Genomic DNA, 14,478 nt, shown 5'->3' with positions numbered 1-14,478 from the left:
ACATGGTGGCGACATGGGTTTTCCATCACGGATCGGGACAGTTGCGAAGGCTTGCGCGAAAGGCGGCTTCGTCTAGGAAATTCCCGGACCTCGGACTGGAGCGGGCATGATTCGTCTTATCGGCTATTTCTTTGGTATCGGCACGACGCTGGCGCTTATCGTCGCCGCGGGCGTGGCGATATACATCAGCCATCTATCGAAAGACCTGCCCGACTACGAGGTTCTGGCCAAGTACGAGCCGCCAGTGACGACCCGCATCCATGCTTCCGACGGCTCGCTGATGGCCGAATATGCGCGCGAACGGCGGCTCTATCTACCGATCCAGGCGGTTCCGGACCGGGTCAAGGCGGCGTTCCTGTCGGCCGAGGACAAGAATTTCTACAACCATCCCGGCATCGACATCACCGGGCTTGGCCGCGCCATCTACGTCAACCTGCAGAATCTGGGTTCGGGCAGGCGCCAGGTCGGCGCCTCGACCATCACCCAGCAGGTGGCGAAGAACTTCCTCTTGTCCTCGGACCAGACCTACGAGCGCAAGATCAAGGAGATGATCCTGGCCTTCCGCATCGAGCAGGCTTATTCGAAGGACCGCATCCTTGAGCTCTATCTCAACGAAATCTTCTTCGGTTTCGGCGCCTATGGCGTTGCGGGCGCGGCACTGACCTATTTCGACAAGTCGGTCAACGAACTCACCGTCGCGGAAGCCGCTTATCTGGCGTCGCTGCCGAAGGGGCCCAACAACTACCATCCCTTCAAGCATGCCGACCGCGCCATCGAGCGCCGCAACTGGGTCATCGACCAGATGGTCGAGAACGGCTACGTGACGCGCGAGGAAGGCGACAAGGCCAAGGCCGAGCCGCTTGGCGTGACGCCGCGCCGCAATGGCTCCTATCTGTTTGCGGGTGAATATTTCACCGAGGAAGTGCGCCGCCAGATCATCTCGCGCTATGGCGAGAACGCGCTCTATGAGGGCGGCCTTTCGGTGCGCACGACGCTCGATCCGAAGATCCAGCTCATCGCCCGCAAGTCGATGCAGAACGGCTTGCTCAAATACGACACGCTGCGCGGCTATCGCGGACCGGTGACGCATATCGATGCTTCCGGCGACTGGGGCGTGGCGCTGGGCAACGTCAAGGGGCTGGAAGACGTGCCGGAATGGTCGCTTGCCGTCGTGCTCGACAGCTCGGCGACCGGCCTTTCCATCGGCCTGCAGCCGACGCGGCAGATATCAGGCGACATCGTCAAGGAACGCGTCGAAGGCGCCGTCAGCAAGGAAGACATGAGCTTTGCCATGCGCCATGTGGTCGATGGCAAGACGGTCAAGGCCAAGTCTCCGGCCGATGTACTGCAGCCGGGCGACGTCATCTTCGTGCAGAAGAACGAAGGGTCGGAAGGCGCCTACACGTTGCGCCAGGTGCCGGAAGTGGAGGGCGGCCTGATCGCCATGGATCCACATACCGGCCGCGTGCTGGCCATGGTCGGCGGCTTCTCCTATGCGCAGTCGGAGTTCAACCGCGCCACGCAGGCGATGCGCCAGCCGGGATCGTCCTTCAAGCCGATCGTCTATTCGGCCGCGCTCGACAATGGCTATACGCCGGCCTCGGTGATCATGGACGGACCGATCACCATCCAGAGCGGCACCACGACCTGGACGCCGAAGAACTATGACGGCACGGTGGCCGGTCCCGCGACCTTGCGTTCCGGCATCGAAAAGTCGCGGAATTTGATGACGGTGCGGCTCGCCAACGACATGGGCATGAAGCTGGTGGTGGAATATGCCGAGAGGTTCGGCGTCTACGACCATCTGGCGCCGTATCTGCCGATGGCGCTGGGTTCCGGCGAGACGACGGTGATGCGCATGGTGTCGGCCTATTCGATCATGGCCAATGGCGGCAAGTCGATCAAACCCTCGCTCATCGACCGCATCCAGGACCGCTACGGCAAGACCGTGTTCAAGCAGGACGAGCGCGGCTGCGAAGGTTGCAATGCGCCCGAATGGAACAACCAGCCCGAACCGGAACTGGTCGACAATTCCGAGCAGGTGCTCGATCCGATGACCGCCTACCAGATCACCTCGATGATGGAAGGCGTCGTCCAGCGCGGCACCGGCGCCACCATCGCCGAGCTTGGCCGCCACATCGCCGGCAAGACCGGAACGACCAATGACGAGAAAGACGCCTGGTTCATCGGCTATACGCCGAACCTCGTCGTCGGCCTCTACATGGGTTACGACACGCCACGCGGTCTCGGCCATGGCGCCACCGGCGGTGGTCTGGCGGCGCCTATCTTCAAGGACTTCATGCGCGTTGCGCTGGACGGCACGCCCAATGTCGACTTCAAGGTGCCGGAAGGCATGAACCTGGTCGCGATCAACCGCAAGACCGGCATGCGTGCCGCGTCGGGCGATCCCGGCACCATCATCGAAGCCTTCAAGCCCGGCACCGGCCCAGCCGACAGCTATTGGGTGATCGGCATGGGCGCCGACGGGTCCAACGGCGCCGGCGGACCGCTATCGCCGCAGGCTACGGAAGCCATCCAGGCACCCGGCGGCGGACTCTACTGACGACCTGATTTTTTACGTCGAGTGGGCTGGCTTGTTGAGCCGGCCCATTTCGCTTTACAGGCAGCAATGCCGTGCCTATGTATCGCGCCGACCCAAGCGCCACTTCAAAAACAGGACAGAACAACCAGCCATGCGCGCGGAAACGCAGAATATTGTCGACGAGATCAGGCAGGCGATCACCCTGCTGAGGAGGCATCTTTGACTGGGATCAGGCTATAAAGCGGCTTGAATACCTGAACGTGCGCGCCGAGGATTCCAGCCTCTGGAATGATCCGCTGGAAGCGCAAAAGCTGATGCGCGAGCGCCAGGGCCTCGAAGACGGGATCGCCGGCGTCAAAAGCCTGACTCAGGCGCTGGAAGACAATATCGGCCTGATCGAACTGGGTGAGGAAGAGGGCGACCAGAGCGTGATCGCCGAGGCGGAAGCAGCCCTCCGCTCGATGCAGGGCGAGGCCAAGGCCCGCCAGGTCGAGACGCTGCTGTCGGGCGAGGCCGACGCCAACGACACCTATCTCGAAGTCCATGCCGGCGCCGGCGGCACCGAGAGCCAGGACTGGGCCTCGATGCTTCTGCGCATGTACACGCGCTGGGCCGAGCGTCGCCGTTTCAAGGTCGAAGTGCTGGAAGTCCATGACGGCGAAGAGGCCGGCATCAAGTCCGCCACGCTCCTGATCAAGGGCCACAATGCCTATGGCTGGCTGAAGACCGAGTCGGGCGTTCATCGCCTGGTCCGCATTTCACCCTATGACAGCAATGCGCGCCGCCACACGTCCTTCTCCAGCGTCTGGGTCTACCCGGTCGTCGATGACAGGATCGAGATCGACGTCTCGGAATCCGATGTACGCATCGACACCTACCGCTCATCCGGTTCGGGCGGCCAGCACGTCAACACCACGGACTCGGCGGTTCGCATCACCCATATCGCCACCGGCATCGCGGTTGCCTGCCAGGCCGAACGCTCGCAGCACAAGAACAAGGCGAAGGCCTGGGAAATGCTGCGCTCGCGCCTTTACGAGGAAGAGCTGAAGAAGCGCGAAGCGGTGGCCAATGCCACAGAAGCGTCGAAGAGCGACATCGGCTGGGGTCACCAGATTCGTTCCTATGTGCTGCAGCCCTACCAGTTGGTGAAGGACCTGCGCACCGGCGTCGAGAGCACCAGCCCGTCGAGCGTGCTCGACGGCGACCTCGACGACTTCATGGAAGCCTCGTTGTCGCAGCGCATCGAGGGCGGTGCCGGTGAAGCCGTGGCCGACCTCGACTAGGATATGTTCATATTCAGCTGAGGCCGGCCTGCGAATGGATGATACCTGCGCTTCCGCCACTTTCTTGAATAAGAACATCCCTTGGCGGGGGAGCGAAGGAGGAACCATGACTCGCAGGCTCACCGGCAAATGCTTTTGCGGCACGGTTCAGTATGAAGTGGCGGACGAGTTCGTCTATGCCGCGATCTGCCATTGTTCGAACTGCCGGCGCACCACAGGTTCCGCCTTCAAGCCCTTCGCCGGCATCGAGCGCGCGAAACTTGCCCTTGCCGAAGGGCATCACGGGCTCATCCATTTCGGCGATGACAGCGGCCACGATGCGCATTGCAGCCGCTGCGGCTCGTTGCTGTATTCGCTGGTCCGCGACGGCGCCTATGTCCATGTCGCCATGGGCACGCTGGTCGACGATCCGACGATCCGGCCGACCGCGCACATCTTCGTCGGCTCCAAAGCGCCATGGTTCACCATCGCCGACGACTTGCCGCAATATGAAGGGCATGTGGTCGCCGGTCCAGGCGAAGTATAGGCTGGAACCACATTCGGCCAATCCCGTTGTTTCGATGCCCGTCTGCCGGGAGTTGAGCCTGGCCTTGGATCTCGTCAGCGGTTGCAGATAGCGGCGTAGATGTGGCGGCCTCGCGCAGCAACTTCTTGCGCCAGCCTAGGAATCAGCCCAGCATCCGAGGGCTGGAAGAGAAAAAGCATTTATGGCCGGACGCGGCATATCTGCGACCTGACGATCCGGCCACTGGGAAGACACGTTCCGGGAACGGGCAAGCGAAACGCTTGATGCTCGTTTGAAAGGAACGCTTCCATGTCTGCTGCCACTCTCCGATCGGCCAGAGCCGTTCAACCGGCTGGCCGACTCCTGTTTTCCTTGTTCGTGACCCCGATCTTTGCAATCGCGATGCTTGCTGCGGTGCTGACCGCACCCGCCTTCGCCCATGACGCCAAGCCTACGGCGGCGAAGCCGCAAGGCTGGAGTTATCCCTTCGCCTGCTGCGCAAACTACGACTGCCGTACCACCCATACCGGCGAGGTGCTGGAAAAGCCGGAGGGCTATGTCATCGCCGGAACGGGGGAGGTCGTGCCGATGAGCGACAAGCGGGTCAAGGACTCACCCGACGGCGATTTCCACTGGTGCGCGCACCAGGCCGGCCTCGACGCAGGCAAGACGATCTGCCTGTTCGTGCCACCGCGTTCCTACTGAGTTCTGTTGGCAGTTCTCATCGGAAGGCCGGCCTTGGTGCTGAAGGCGCTTGCGTCAGACGGAAGCAGCGAGTGCTGAGGCGAAGTCGCGATACGGCCGCAGTGGGCGACCCAGAAGTGCCGTCAGGCGCTCGACGTCGCCGGTCTCGGGCAGCATCCCGTCGGTAAAGAAACGCTCGCCCATCAGGCGCATGTCGTAGGCCATCCAGGCGGGCAGGAACTGCTTGAGATTTTGCTCAAAACCCTCCGTATTGTCGCCGCTGTAGCTGATCGGGCGGGCGAGTACGTCTGACCAGATTGCGGCAATGTCCGTCCCGGTCAGTGTCTGCGGACCGACGAGGTTGATCCTCTCGAACGCAAGCGGCTCCTTGGACCGTTCGCGACGCAGCAGCTCAAGAGCGGCGATCTCGGCGATATCGCGGGCATCGATCATGGCGAGACCCTTGGGGCCGATCGGCATTGGGTAGGTGCCGTAGCCGGTGATGACGTCTTCGACCGTCAGATCGTTCTGGATGAAGTAGGCCGGGCGCAAGATCGTAGCTTTGAAGTCCATCTGTTCGATCATTCGCTCCACGCCGAACTTGCCCGCGAAATGCGGCACGTTCACATAGACGTCAGCGTGGATCACCGAGAGATAGACGATCCGCTCGATGCCGGCCGATCGGGCGACATTCAAGGCGATCAAAGCCTGGGTGAATTCGTCCGGCACCACGGCGTTCAAGAGGAACAGCGTGGAAACGCCAGACATGGCTTTGCGCAGCGAATCGACATCGAGAAAGTCGCCTTGCACGACGGATACGCCTGCCGGAAAACTGGTTTTCGACGGATCGCGCACGAGAGCACGCACATCGGCGCCGCGCTTGGCGAGCTGTTCGACGACTTGGCGGCCGATATTGCCGGTGGCGCCGGTAACGAGAATGGTCATGGAATTTCTCCTGTTGGGTTGCTTGACAGCCCCAATATGTGTGGCTCACAAAGAGCCCAGTAGACGGCAATTTTAGACACGTCGTCTCACTGGTGGGACAGTCATGGATCTTTTAGCCCTTGCCGATTTTAACCTCGTGGCTCGCCATGGCGGCTTCGGCAAAGCGGCAAGGTCCACCGGCCGGCCCAAGGCAACATTGTCCCGGCGCGTTGGCGAATTGGAAAGCAGTCTCGATCTGCGTCTGTTCGAACGGGGTGCGCGTAACCTGAAGCTGACCGAAGAAGGACGGGCGCTCTTCGAGCGGACGGGGGCGTTGCTTGCCGAGCTGGACGAGACGGCATCGGCGATTGCCTCGGGCGGCCAGAGACCCAAGGGCAGATTGCGGATCAGCGCGCCTTTGCATTTTTCGCAGACTGCAATGGGGAGGATCGCCGCGGGATTTGCCCTGAGGTATCCTGAGGTGAGGCTTGAAGTGACCACCGAAGACCGGCATGTCGACATGATCGAGGAAGGCTACGATCTGGTAATCCGGGTCAATCCGGATCCCGATGAAAGCCTGGTCGGACGGGCGTTTCTCCGCGACCGCCTGGTCGTTGTGGCGAGCCCGGACCTTCCTCGCCCGGCCGATGGGCTCGCCGCTCCTGGCGTTGCGCGCGGGACAGGCGAGCGGCAAACATGGCAGGTGAAGACACCAGGTGGCCGGGCAACACTTAGAATCGAGCCGGTCCTCGCCTTGTCGACGCTCATCATGGTCCGGGATGCGGTGCGAGCCGGCATCGGCGCAGGACGGCTTCCCATTTCGTTGGTGGCCCACGACCTGGCTGACGGCACACTGGTGAATTGGGGGGATATTGACGGCCCGGAGATCTCTCTATGGACGCTCTACCCGTCGCGGCGGCTGCTCAGCGCGCGCGTGTCGGCGTTCCTGGATTTTCTGAAACAGGCTTTCCCAAACGGGACGCCGGACGAACTGGCCGCCTATATCGGCAGGTGACCACGATTGGGAGGTGACGACGGGTCCGCTTCGGCCAGAGCGCCGCTCGGCTCGATCGATCAGAGCCTGCTGACAGACAGTTGTCAGGAGCCTTCCTTTATGGTGCCTTGCCGCATGGGTGGCGGGCAACGGAGAGGAAAGCTTTTCATGACCATCAAGGCCAGCTGTCATTGCAAGGCGACGACGTTCGAGGTCTCGCAGGCGCCCGAGACGGTAACACAATGCACCTGCTCGTTCTGCTCCAAGCGCGGTTCGCTGTGGGCTTACTACGTTCCGTCGCAATTCAAGCTCACCAGCTCGCCGGAAAACGTTTCCTTCTATCAATGGGGATCGAAGACCGTCAAACACGGGTTTTGCGCCATTTGCGGCTGCGGCACCTTCACCGAAACGCCGGACTGGTCGACCGGAAAACCGGACTTCGACAATCCCAAGATCTCAGTCAATTCGCGGCTGTTCGACGATTTCGACCTCGACAAGGTCGAGGTGGTCGTCATTGACGGCAAGAACCTCTGGTAGGCCAGCACCAGCCACCGAAGCGGAAGTGTGGCGCGAGCGGGGAGAAGCCGCTTTCGCCGCTCGGTTTTTCGCCGCATTTCATGTTACAAGACCGGAGAAGGGCTTATATGCGCGAGCCGCAAAGGCCGCGCTTTGGAGAGGGACGATCCTTATGAAAAAGACTGTGCTCGTCGCCGTTGCGACGGCTGTGCTGGTGAGTGCCTGCACCACGACCGATCCGTACACCGGGGAGCAGAAGGTTTCGAACACCGCAGCCGGCGCCGGCCTTGGCGCCCTGGCGGGCGCGGGCCTCGGCCTGCTTGCCGGCGGCAATGACCGCCGCAACGCGCTGATCGGCGCCGGTATCGGCGCGCTGGCCGGCGGCGCCATCGGCGCGACCATGGACCAGAACGAGGCTGAACTGCGCCGCCAGCTCGAAGGCACCGGCGTCAGCGTCACCCGCACCGGCGACCAGATCATCCTCAACATGCCGTCCGACATTACTTTCAACGTCGACCAGGATGCGGTGAAGCCTGGCTTCTACCAGGTGCTGAACTCGGTTGCGCTGGTGCTGAAGAAGTTCAAGCAGACCACGGTCGACGTGTTCGGCCACACCGATTCGACCGGCGGCGACGAACACAATTTCGATCTGTCGCAGCGCCGCGCATTGGCGGTCGCCAACTATCTCTCAGGCCAAGGTGTCGATTCGCGCCGCTTCGCCGTCACCGGATTCGGCAAGACCCGTCCGATCGCGTCCAACGGAACGGCGGCCGGCCGTGCGCAGAACCGGCGCGTCGAGATCCAGCTTTCGCCGCTGACCTGAATTGTTCGGCATCGAAATGCGAAGGCGGCCCCCGCAAGGGGCCGCTTTCTTTTTGGGCTCCTGTGGTCCGCCAAAAGGTCTAACGCATTAGAGATTTCTAATAATCCCTTTCCGGAGGCCTTGGAAGGGATTAGCATTGGTGCGGTTCCAGAGGGGATGGGGCGATACAAACGGCCATGCAGTCACTTAGTCGGCCCCGGTCCTGCACGGCCAGATAAGGAAATCTGGGAGGAATGCATGACAAGAACAGCTCGTCTTGGGCGTTGCGGCGTCCTCATTTTGACAGGTCTGGTCTCCGCTTGGTGCGCAGCGGCCACGGCTCGAGCCGAGGACGCCAACAAAGCCGACATCGAAGCGTTGAAGAAATCGCTCGCCAAATATGAAGACTACACGGTCGCCGTCCGCGACCTTTATCTGTCGACTGTCGGGTGCGTCTATTACAGCGGGGACAGGATCGAGGGCGCAATGGACTATCCGAAGGGCGCTATGGGCATCCATTTCGTCAACGTCCCGAGTGTCGGTCAGAAACTCGATCCGATGCGCCCCAATGTGCTGATCTACGAGCCGACCAAGAAAGGCTTGAAATTGGTTGGCGTGGAATGGCTGGTGCCCCTGACGCCAGACACCAAGGAACCTCCAAAACTATTTGGCCAGACCTTCATGGGACCGATGGAAGGGCACTATCCGCTCATTCCGAGGGAGTTCGTCCACTACGACCTTCATGCCTGGCTGTTCAGAGACAATCCGAACGGCATGTTCAGTCCGACCAACCCGAACGTGAAATGCAGCAAGGCAGAGTTTCCGATGCTGGAAAACCCGACCAAGATGATGCCCGGCCCGATGTGACGGACGGGCCAGGATAGGAGCGTGCCAAGAGTGCAAGCTGGCCGGCTGCATTTGAGAGCGCTCGGGAGTCAGGCTCGGACGACGATCGGCATGAGGGCCGGCGCGCATGAAGGCTGCCCGCATGAAGACAGGTATCTGGTCGCGGAAGTCGACAATGGCGCTGCGAGCCGTCAGTCGAAGGTAAAAGCGGCCCGCAAGGGCCGTTCTTGTTTGGCATGTCGGACTCCGTAATCAAGGCCTACGAGGTCGGCTGATCGACAATTGCCGCAACGATACGGCGCACGATCGGCAAGACCAGCAGCAGACTTGGAAAGCCCACTAGCCATGATGCTCCCCATGCATACGGCCAGGTCGCCACGAAACCGGTTGTCCAGCCCGCATTGATCAGCGTCGCTACCGCGGAAACAATGCACGACATCAGGATGGAAAGTACGAATGGCATTACCAGCGCATTGTAGGAGGCCGGTAGCTTCCTCGATTTCAAAACCTTGTGGGATGACGGTCGCATCACCTATCTCCTTCTCGAAAAGTGGAAGTATGCGCGGCTGGGCGCAGTCAGGCGGCCTGCGCCATTTGCTGGGCAAGGTTTCGAATAAAGCCGCGCAACGAACGCGGTTCGCGGCCCAGGGCGGCGCGCAATGTCAGACTGTTTCCGCCAAGGCCATAGTGGGCATAGTGGGCGTATATTTTGGCCAGCACCTGCATTTGGCGGTCATTGTAGGGAAGGCGTGCCTCGGCCGCCCACTCGCCAAATGTCGGCTCACCAGAAGAGATGGGTCGGCCAAGTTCCTCACTCATCATCGCAACGATGTCTTCCCGGCTGTGCATGCCGTCAGCGCACAGATCGAGGGTCGCGTAGGACAATCGCGCTTCGGTTAGGGCGATCGCCGCCACCTCAGCGACGTCGCGGTAGTCGACGCGGGCCAGCTTCGCCGTCTTTGGAAACGGTTCCGAGAAAACACCATGTTCAACGACGGACGGCCAGGCCGCTGCGAGGTTCTGCATGAAATTGGCAGGGTGCAGAATCGTATATTCCATCGTCGTCGAGTAGAGAGCAGCCTCGACAGGCACCTTGCTGGCATGGTTCTTCAGTCGCGTATTGGTAGGCTGGATCACCGACGAGAAGACGAACTTTCGAACTCCTGCTCGCGTGGCGGCCTCAACCATGGCAACGCCCATGGCTGCTTCATCGGGAGCAAAAGCCGGCCCAATGTGAAAGACGCCGTCGACGCCCTCGACCGCCCTTTCGAGGCTCTGACGATTTCGCAAATCTCCTGTCGCAACCTCGGATGCCCCTAGCTTCCGGGCCTTTTCGGCATTCGCAGGGTCGCGAACGAGCGCTCGAACATTGGCATTGCGGCGGACAAGTTCAGGCACGACAAGTCCCGCAACTCGGCCTGTGGCACCAACGACCAGAACAGTTGGATTGGCTACTTGCATGACGATTCCCTTCCATCAAGCCTGTCCTCGCGGGACAACTTGCAGAGAGGTACGACGTCGCAATTGTCGTTACACCCGTTTTTGCGATATATTATGTCGAAGATCGGGAGAATACATGAGCCGGATGGACGATTTCGAGGCTTTCATCGCGATCGTCGAGCATGGAAGTCTGACGACTGCCGCACATCGGCTGAGCCGCTCGCTGCAGTCGGTCAGCCGGTCCCTGGCGGCACTGGAGCAATCAGTCGGCGTCGAGCTGATCCACAGGACAACGCGTCGCTCGACACCGAGTGAAGTGGGAGCAGCCTTTTTCAACCGGATCAAACCCGCGGTCGACGAAATAAACGAAGCAAGACTTCAGGCGATCAATCAACGATCGGAGCCGGCAGGCGTCCTGCGCATCGGGGCGCCGGTTCTGTTTGGCCCGAACGTCCTGATGCCTGTCATCGCGGAATACATGCGGACATTTCCCCGGGTCGAGGTCGATCTTCAACTTTCCGATGGATTTGCCGATCTTGGCGCCGAAGGTCTCGACCTGGCAATACGCATCGGCGATTTGCCGGATTCCAAATTGAAAGCCAAACGCCTGGGGGCGTTGCGGCGCGTTGTGTTCGGCGCGCCTTCCTATTTCGCGCGGTGTGGCCGGCCGGCCCATCCCTTCCAGCTGAGTGAGCACAGTTGCATCATCAGAACCGCTAACGAGCGTCCAGGTGAATGGACGTTTCAGATCGACGGGAAACCCCGGACCGTGAAGGTCGCAGGCGCTTTTCGCTCCAATCTGATGACCTCGGTCTATGCCGCCGCAATCCACGGACTGGGTTTGGGCTTCTCGCCTCTGTGGCAGATAAGACATTTGGTCGACGACGGTCTCGTCGAACTGGTTTTGACGGAATTCGAGCCGGCACCGGTGCCGATCCATGCCTTGTGGCAGGAAGGCCGGTCATCTTCGGCCAAGGTTCGGGCATTTCTGGATTTATTGGCATCCCGCCTGGAACTGAAAAGCCTGTAGCATCGACGGGCTATTTAAGCCCTCCAGGCCGGAAGCGATCGGGTAGATCGAGCCTGTCTTGCGATTACCGCGCATGGCGCCGACTGATCCTGGAGCGGGCTCCAGATCTCACATCCCCGTCGCGTCCAAGCAAGCCGCGCGTCCTCGGGACGCCGCGGCTCATGGGATCAGACCTTGGCGACGATCTTCATGAAGGCCGGCATGTCGTCGCCGAAGCCGACGGTGCCGTCATTGTCTTCACCGCGGTTGTTGCCGCGGGCAGGGCGGCTGTTGCTGGCGCGCTGCGGCCTTGTGTCGCCGCGTTCCGGGGCACGGTTCTCGTTGTTGCGATCGGAGACCTTGCGGTCGCTGTTTTCGGAGCGAATCGCTTCCTTGCGCTGATGCCGTTCGCCGATGTCGGCGACCGCGGCCTCGGCTACCGCCGGCTGTTCCTCGCGCGCGGCATCTGCCGCTGGCGCGTCGTCGCTGCGCTTGGCATGGCGTTCGCGCGGCTTGCGCTCGCCACCGTCCTTGCGATCATGGACCTTGCGGTCCTCGTCCTTGCGGCCGGCGCGGCGCGGAGCGCCACGGCCACGGCGGGGCGCTTCGTCCTCGCCGCCTTCGCTGGCGACCACGGTCGACAGGTCGCCGTCATGCCACTCGATCTTGTTGCCGATCAGCCGCTCGATGGCGTCGATGTATTTGGTGTCGGACTTGGTGGCGATGGTGAAGGATTTGCCCGAGCGTCCGGCGCGGCCGGTGCGGCCGATGCGGTGGACATAATCTTCGGCGTGGATCGGCACGTCGTAGTTGAAGACGTGGCTGACGTCGGGAATGTCGAGGCCGCGCGCGGCGACGTCGGACGCCACGAGATAGCGCAATTTGCCATCGCGGAAATTGGCCAGCATCTGCATGCGGGCGCGCTGGTCCATGTCGCCATGCAGGGCGCCGGCGTCGAAATCATACTTCAGCAGCGAGCGGAACAGCTCCGCGACCTCGACCTTGCGGTTGCAGAAAATGATAGCGTTCTTCAGCTCGGCGTCTTCGGCCTTTATCAGATTGCGAAGCGTCTCGCGCTTGTCCCACGGCTTGGAGCCGGACTTGACCAGGCGCTGGATGATGTTGGTGGCAGCGGATGCCGCCTTGGAAACCTCGACGCGCACCGGCGCATGCAGGAACTTCTCGGTGAGCTTGGTGATCTCCGGCGGCATGGTCGCTGAGAAGAACAGCGTCTGCCTGGTGAACGGGATCATCTCGCAGATGCGCTCGATGTCGGGGATGAAGCCCATGTCCAGCATGCGGTCGGCCTCGTCGATGACGAGGATCTCGACGCCGTTGAGCAACAGCTTGCCGCGCTCGCGGTGATCGAGCAGACGGCCGGGCGTGGCGATCAGCACGTCGGCGCCGCGCTCCAGCTTCTTGTCCTGCTCGTCGAAGGAGACGCCGCCGATCAGCAGCGCGATGTTGAGCTTGTGGTTCTTGCCGTATCTGATGAAATTCTCTTCGACCTGCGCGGCGAGCTCGCGCGTCGGCTCGAGGATCAGCGTGCGCGGCATGCGGGCACGGGCCCTGCCTTTTTCGAGGCGGGTCAGCATCGGCAGCACGAAGGAAGCCGTCTTGCCGGTGCCGGTCTGTGCTATGCCCAGAATATCCTTGCCGAGCAAGGCATGCGGGATGGCGCCAGCCTGGATCGGCGTCGGCACGGTGTAGCCCGCATCGGTGACTGCGGAAAGGACCTTGGGCGACAGGCCGAGGTCTGAAAAGGTCAACGCTTCTAGAGCGGTCGTGGTGTCTGAGGACAAGAGTTGCTGTCTTTGGCTGGTTCGGGGAAGCGCAACGGCATCCGTCGCGGCAAGCACAGCGTGCCTGCAAGATTGGTATTGCGATTAGGCGCAAGCCCGCGATTTGTCAACAGAAACGGGCGGGATTGGCACGATTGTGAAAACGTAAGCTTAATCGCGATGCTTAATTAGGTAGTCACTCTTTGCGCCGGCTCAATAGCGAAACTGCTCGGCGAGAATGCGTTCGTTCCACGAATGGTTGGGATCAAACAGCAGCGTTGCCGTCGCAGTCGGCGATTCGCGGACCGTTACGGAAGCCACCGCCTTGACCTCGGTGTGGTCGGCGGCGGTGTTCACCGGGCGCTTTTCCGACTCCAGAATATCGAAGCGTACGGTCGCCTTGTTTGACAACAAGGCACCCCGCCAACGGCGCGGCCGGAACGGGCTGACCGGGGTCAGCGCGAGCAACGGCGCATCCAGCGGCAGGATCGGCCCGTGCGCCGAAAGATTGTACGCGGTGGAGCCGGCCGGCGTCGCGATCATCACGCCGTCGCAGTTCAGTTCCTCGATGCGGACCTGCTCGTCGACGGTGATGCGGATCTTTGCCGTCTGGTAGGACTGACGCCACAGCGCCACCTCGTTGATGGCGAGTGCCGAAACCGTCTCGCCCTCATGCGTCAACGCCAGCATTTCCAGCGGGCGGATCGTTTCGGCGACGGCGGCCGCGATGCGCTCGGTGAGGCCCCCGACGCGGTACTCGTTCATCAGGAAGCCGATGGTGCCACGGTTCATGCCGTAGACCTTCTTTCCCGTGCTCATCGTGTCGCGCAAGGTCTGCAGCAGGAAGCCGTCGCCACCCAGCGCCACCACCACCTGGGCGTCGTCGAAGGATGCCTGGCCATAGCGGGCCGACAGGCTCTCCATCGCCGCCTTGGCATCGGCAGTGTCGGAGGAGACGAAGGCGAAATTGGCTTTGCTCATGACATTCCGATGGCGGTCGGCCGATGGCGGTCGGCGGCGGTTGCGTGGGGTAGCATGGGCAAGCGCATCTGCAAAGGGAGGCATCGTCGGCGCAGTTGCGGCCGCGGCGAAACGAAATCGGCGGCTCGCGCTTCATGTCGCCGGAACGGCGAATGTGATGGTTAAGTGCGA

At 61.7% G+C, this 14,478-nt stretch carries 14 protein-coding genes; 9 read left to right on the top strand and 5 right to left on the bottom strand.

Annotated features, from left to right (window positions below; translation table 11 throughout):
- Positions 1 to 106 precede the first annotated feature (106 nt).
- The 4 genes from NKJ64_RS10860 to NKJ64_RS10845 all read left to right on the top strand — a co-directional run bounded on the left by NKJ64_RS10860 (position 107) and on the right by NKJ64_RS10845 (position 5,035).
- The gene (locus tag NKJ64_RS10860) at positions 107 to 2,563 is read left to right on the top strand and encodes a penicillin-binding protein 1A (RefSeq protein WP_023667477.1); all 2,457 of its coding nucleotides are present in this window, start codon (positions 107 to 109) and stop codon (positions 2,561 to 2,563) included.
- Positions 2,564 to 2,693: 130 nt separating this feature from the next.
- Positions 2,694 to 3,825, top strand: a protein-coding gene (prfB, locus tag NKJ64_RS10855) for a peptide chain release factor 2 (RefSeq protein ID WP_155922402.1) whose coding sequence is annotated in 2 segments (ribosomal slippage) — positions 2,694 to 2,759 and positions 2,761 to 3,825 — 1,131 coding nt in all. Because the reading frame shifts where the segments join, the coding sequence is not laid out codon by codon here.
- A gap of 106 nt (positions 3,826 to 3,931) precedes the next feature.
- A complete protein-coding gene (locus NKJ64_RS10850) occupies positions 3,932 to 4,351 on the top strand; it encodes a GFA family protein (RefSeq protein ID WP_023681488.1) in 420 nt (139 codons plus the stop codon).
- A gap of 288 nt (positions 4,352 to 4,639) precedes the next feature.
- Positions 4,640 to 5,035 (top strand): hypothetical protein, encoded by a 396-nt coding sequence (locus NKJ64_RS10845; protein WP_023667474.1) that lies wholly within the window; start codon positions 4,640 to 4,642, stop codon positions 5,033 to 5,035.
- Between the two features lie 54 nt (positions 5,036 to 5,089).
- On the opposite strand, the gene NKJ64_RS10840 is transcribed toward NKJ64_RS10845, so the two are convergent.
- Positions 5,090 to 5,959 carry an NmrA/HSCARG family protein gene (locus NKJ64_RS10840; protein ID WP_023667473.1) on the bottom strand — a complete coding sequence of 290 codons (870 nt, stop codon included), beginning with the start codon at positions 5,957 to 5,959 and terminating at the stop codon, positions 5,090 to 5,092.
- Between the two features lie 103 nt (positions 5,960 to 6,062).
- On the opposite strand from NKJ64_RS10840, the gene NKJ64_RS10835 reads away from it, so the two are divergent.
- The 4 genes from NKJ64_RS10835 (at position 6,063) to NKJ64_RS10820 (ending at position 9,117) form a co-directional block, all read left to right on the top strand.
- Entirely contained in the window at positions 6,063 to 6,953 is an 891-nt protein-coding gene (locus NKJ64_RS10835; protein WP_023681487.1) for a LysR family transcriptional regulator, read from the top strand.
- Positions 6,954 to 7,100: 147 nt separating this feature from the next.
- Positions 7,101 to 7,469 (top strand): GFA family protein, encoded by a 369-nt coding sequence (locus NKJ64_RS10830; RefSeq protein ID WP_023667471.1) that lies wholly within the window; start codon positions 7,101 to 7,103, stop codon positions 7,467 to 7,469.
- A gap of 151 nt (positions 7,470 to 7,620) precedes the next feature.
- A complete protein-coding gene (locus tag NKJ64_RS10825; RefSeq protein ID WP_023667470.1) occupies positions 7,621 to 8,271 on the top strand; it encodes a YiaD family glycine zipper/OmpA-like lipoprotein in 651 nt (216 codons plus the stop codon).
- 237 nt (positions 8,272 to 8,508) lie between these two features.
- Entirely contained in the window at positions 8,509 to 9,117 is a 609-nt protein-coding gene (locus tag NKJ64_RS10820; protein ID WP_023691231.1) for a hypothetical protein, read from the top strand.
- A 238-nt stretch (positions 9,118 to 9,355) separates the two neighbouring features.
- Here the strand turns inward: NKJ64_RS10820 and NKJ64_RS10815 are convergent, their stop codons facing one another.
- Together NKJ64_RS10815 and NKJ64_RS10810 are read right to left on the bottom strand one after the other, a co-directional pair.
- Positions 9,356 to 9,625, bottom strand: a complete 270-nt coding sequence (locus NKJ64_RS10815) for a DUF2798 domain-containing protein (protein WP_023667468.1) — start codon at positions 9,623 to 9,625, stop codon at positions 9,356 to 9,358.
- A 47-nt stretch (positions 9,626 to 9,672) separates the two neighbouring features.
- The gene (locus NKJ64_RS10810) at positions 9,673 to 10,557 is read right to left on the bottom strand and encodes an NmrA/HSCARG family protein (RefSeq protein WP_023702467.1); all 885 of its coding nucleotides are present in this window, start codon (positions 10,555 to 10,557) and stop codon (positions 9,673 to 9,675) included.
- A gap of 115 nt (positions 10,558 to 10,672) precedes the next feature.
- Between NKJ64_RS10810 and NKJ64_RS10805 the strand changes: the two genes are divergently transcribed.
- On the top strand, positions 10,673 to 11,566 hold the full coding sequence (locus NKJ64_RS10805) for a LysR family transcriptional regulator (protein WP_352462518.1): 894 nt from the start codon (positions 10,673 to 10,675) through the stop codon (positions 11,564 to 11,566).
- Between the two features lie 167 nt (positions 11,567 to 11,733).
- Here the strand turns inward: NKJ64_RS10805 and NKJ64_RS10800 are convergent, their stop codons facing one another.
- Complete coding sequence (locus NKJ64_RS10800) at positions 11,734 to 13,347, bottom strand: DEAD/DEAH box helicase (protein ID WP_031193139.1); 1,614 nt, start codon at positions 13,345 to 13,347, stop codon at positions 11,734 to 11,736.
- A gap of 192 nt (positions 13,348 to 13,539) precedes the next feature.
- Positions 13,540 to 14,307, bottom strand: coding sequence for an NAD kinase (locus tag NKJ64_RS10795; protein WP_023715779.1), 768 nt, complete (start codon positions 14,305 to 14,307; stop codon positions 13,540 to 13,542).
- Positions 14,308 to 14,478: the final 171 nt, after the last annotated feature.

This window comes from Mesorhizobium sp. M0062, assembly GCF_040323125.1.
In the GTDB taxonomy this organism is placed as follows: Bacteria; Pseudomonadota; Alphaproteobacteria; order Rhizobiales; family Rhizobiaceae; genus Mesorhizobium.
This window is presented reverse-complemented; position numbering and strand designations above follow the sequence as displayed.

Excerpts from the sequence above, each read along its gene's own strand:
- NKJ64_RS10860 (WP_023667477.1), top strand. The coding sequence starts at position 107 with ATGATTCGTCTTATCGGCTATTTCTTTGGTATCGGCACGACGCTGGCG.
- NKJ64_RS10850 (WP_023681488.1), top strand. The coding sequence starts at position 3,932 with ATGACTCGCAGGCTCACCGGCAAATGCTTTTGCGGCACGGTTCAGTAT.
- NKJ64_RS10845 (WP_023667474.1), top strand. The coding sequence starts at position 4,640 with ATGTCTGCTGCCACTCTCCGATCGGCCAGAGCCGTTCAACCGGCTGGC.
- NKJ64_RS10840 (WP_023667473.1), bottom strand. The coding sequence starts at position 5,959 with ATGACCATTCTCGTTACCGGCGCCACCGGCAATATCGGCCGCCAAGTC.
- NKJ64_RS10835 (WP_023681487.1), top strand. The coding sequence starts at position 6,063 with ATGGATCTTTTAGCCCTTGCCGATTTTAACCTCGTGGCTCGCCATGGC.
- NKJ64_RS10830 (WP_023667471.1), top strand. The coding sequence starts at position 7,101 with ATGACCATCAAGGCCAGCTGTCATTGCAAGGCGACGACGTTCGAGGTC.
- NKJ64_RS10825 (WP_023667470.1), top strand. The coding sequence starts at position 7,621 with ATGAAAAAGACTGTGCTCGTCGCCGTTGCGACGGCTGTGCTGGTGAGT.
- NKJ64_RS10820 (WP_023691231.1), top strand. The coding sequence starts at position 8,509 with ATGACAAGAACAGCTCGTCTTGGGCGTTGCGGCGTCCTCATTTTGACA.
- NKJ64_RS10815 (WP_023667468.1), bottom strand. The coding sequence starts at position 9,625 with ATGCGACCGTCATCCCACAAGGTTTTGAAATCGAGGAAGCTACCGGCC.
- NKJ64_RS10810 (WP_023702467.1), bottom strand. The coding sequence starts at position 10,557 with ATGCAAGTAGCCAATCCAACTGTTCTGGTCGTTGGTGCCACAGGCCGA.
- NKJ64_RS10805 (WP_352462518.1), top strand. The coding sequence starts at position 10,673 with ATGAGCCGGATGGACGATTTCGAGGCTTTCATCGCGATCGTCGAGCAT.
- NKJ64_RS10795 (WP_023715779.1), bottom strand. The coding sequence starts at position 14,307 with ATGAGCAAAGCCAATTTCGCCTTCGTCTCCTCCGACACTGCCGATGCC.